The sequence below is a fragment of the Luteibacter sp. P4_E6 genome (assembly GCF_056401535.1).
Genome location: NZ_JBFUJE010000482.1, coordinates 1 through 2977, shown reverse-complemented (window position 1 = coordinate 2977; position 2977 = coordinate 1). Strand labels below are relative to the sequence as shown.

General features: G+C 63.6%; 2 protein-coding genes. Both read right to left on the bottom strand.

Annotation, left to right across the window (positions count from 1 at the left end; genetic code table 11):
- Positions 1-2450 (bottom strand): glycoside hydrolase family 35 protein (locus AC1DT2_RS19550; protein WP_477298134.1); only part of this gene is annotated, 2450 nt, incomplete at its 3' end.
- A gap of 84 nt (positions 2451-2534) precedes the next feature.
- The coding region (locus AC1DT2_RS19545; protein WP_477298133.1) for an outer membrane protein assembly factor BamB family protein at positions 2535-2977 on the bottom strand (443 nt) is incomplete at its 5' end.

Here is a 2977-nt window from a genome sequence, read left to right as displayed (position 1 = left end):
GCGTTGAACGGCCCGCGGACCGGATCCGGCAGGTTTTCACCGCCGACGTTGCCCTGGATCTTCCAGCGGATCCCGGTCGGTGCACCCGCGAACGTGGCAGCGATGAGGCCTCGCGGTTCGCGGAAGCTGCCACTGTGTTCTTCCTGGAGGTGTCCTGTGTTGTCGACCAGCACGGAGACGATATTGTCGCCACCTGCCTTGAGCCAGCTGGGGTCGATGGGGAATTGCTGCGCGCCGCTCGGGTTGTTACCAAGGAAGTGGCCATTGAGCCAGGCGGTGAAGATGCCATGGTTGCCCAGGTGCACACCGGTGTTGGCAGCGAGGAGAATGGCGGTTTCCTTGCCGGTGGCGGTGAAATGGCCGCGATACCACACGTTGCCGTGATGGAAGTCGTAGTCGTCGCTGTCCAGGATCGGCAGCTCGTGATTCCAGTAGGGATTGGGCGTGGTGGTGCGGTCGGTGGCCGTCCAGCCGCTATCGTCGAAGGTCGGTGCGATTTCCGGCGCGGCCTCGCTGATACGCCAGGCTGTGAGGCTCGGCAGCGACACAGGTTGCGGACCGTCGATATGGCCTTGCAGGCTTGAGGAGGCCGTGACCTTCGCTGTCACGGGCGCGCCATTCCACGTAAAACCATGGATACCCGGGCCAGCGAACACCTCGATGTCACCGGCCTTGTCGGTGTCGCCGGTAAGAGCCAACTGCTCGCCCTCGCCAGTGGCAGTCCGCGCGAGGTAAGGGCCGCGCACGAGGACAGATCCCGTTGACGTATCCAGCTGCCAGAAGTGCTTCGCCGTCTCGTTGTCGCCGATCAACAGCAGCAGGGATGTCTCGCCCTGGCCGATGGTGACTCGCGCCAGTCCGTCATGGCGATAGTTGAGGCGGAGCATATGCGTGGCCGCGTCCCAGTGCGCGGTGACGTTGCCATCGATCACGCGTGTCGTGGGCTCGGTCGAATAGCGCAACACCGTTTCACCGTCTTCATCGTGCCGGCCGTAAAGCAGCGCGACATCGCGGTCGCCCACGCGCAGCTGCGTCATCAGCTCGGACGTCGAATACGCCAGGTCCTGCCTGCCGAAGCGGTAGTTGGCGAGAAGCATCTTCGAATCGCGGCCGTTGATACGGATCGCGGTGCCCGCCTGCTGTGGAATCGTCGTATCGCCCGTCTTGCCCAGGGTGACGCGGAGGTGCGTGGTGTCGTTCGATGTATCCGTCGCGTCGGCGTGCCGCAGGATGTAGAAGCGAGTGCCGTCCTCCGGATTGACGCGGGCGTTGACGCGAAGGCGCGGGTTGTCCGGCACTGATGTCGCGACGGCATCGGTCCGCGCGAGCGGCGCGACGGCCTGCGTCATGTAACCGATGAGCTTCTGCTGGTCGTACTTGTTGGTGAGAATCCGGTTTGCCGTGATCGGTGCGCCGTAGTCGTACGAAGTGTAAACGCCCGGCGACGACAGCCAGCCCCAATTGATCCCGCCGTAGGTCATGTAGAAGTTCTGCATGGTCGAGCCGGCGGCGATGTTCGACTCGTAGAACACGCGCTCGAAGTCCGGGCCGGTGAGCTTGCGGCAGGCTTCATAGCCGGGACCACCCCAGACGTCGAACGCGCCTCCCTGGAATTCCGGGAAGAGCAACGGCGAGTGAGTCAGGCGCTTTCGTTCGCTTGCAAAGTCGTACACACCGTTCCAGCGCTCGGGACGCGTGCAGTCGAAGTCCGCCGGATAGGAGTCGTAGCCGGGCATGTCGACGGCGCCGACGCCAGTGAAGAAGTTATCGTTGTGGTTGCCGATCAGTGGCACGGTGATGCCATCGGCGTGCGCCTTGTCTTCGATGTCCTGCATGTAGCGGCGGCTATCCGCGGAATCGTCGTAAAGCTCGTTCTCGACCTGATAAAGCAGCACGGTGCCACGGCCATCGGTGAACTGATGACGCGCGAGGATCCGATCGATCTGCGTCATCCACTCGCGATAGGCGGCGGTGTAGTCCGGTGCGGTGGACCGGGGCTTGCCGGCGGTCGTGACCAGCCAGCCAGGAAAGCCGCCCGCGTCGGTTTCCGCGTTGATGTACGGGCCCGGACGGGCAATGACGTAAATGCCTGCGTCCCGCGCCATGTCCAGAAGACGGTCGACATCGCGGATGCCCGAGAAGTCATAGACCCCGCGTTTGGGCGAGTGGTAACCCCAGTCGAAGTAGATTTCCACGGCGTTGAAGCCCGCGGCTTTCATCTTCTGCAGGACATCGGCCCACAGATCCGGCGAGGGCAGGCGCCAATAGTGGAAGGATCCCGACCAGAGGTAGGTCGGCTTGCCGTCGATACTCAGCGAGTAGCGGTCGTAGGTGATGGTGTGTGCATGCGGGGGTGTCGATGCGGCCGGCGCCTGCAGGGAAAGGGCCAGCAGCCCCACGGCTGCCGAATACCCGGCAAGACGGCCAAACGGCCCTTGAAAAGCAAACATCCCCAACCTCCGATCGACGACGGCGCGCCTTATGGCATCCCGCGGAGGTTGGGGTATTTTGGGTGTATTTGCAAATTTGGGTATTTACTGTGCGGGTAGCGCGTACGCCACCACGGAATCACCCATCTTTGTTCCGAGCGAACCATGGCCACCGGCCATGATGACGATGTACTGGCGGCCGTCCTTACCTTTGAAGCTCATCGGTGTCGCCTGGCCACCCGCAGGCAGTCGGCTACTCCAGAGCTGGCGACCATCGGTGACGTCATAGGCGCGCAGATAGGAGTCGAGCGTCGCGCCGAAGAACGCAATGCCACCGGCCGTGATGAGCGTGCCACCCTGACCGGGCACGCCGAGCGGCAGCGGAATGCCGAATGGCGCGCTGTCACGGGTGGTGCCGTTCTTGTGTTTCCAGATGATCTTGCCCGTGGTCAGGTCCACCGCCGACACCCATCCCCAGGGCGGCGCCTGGCACGGGATGCCGAGCGCGCTGAGAAGCGGGGAGATCTCGACGCCGTACGGTGCACCCG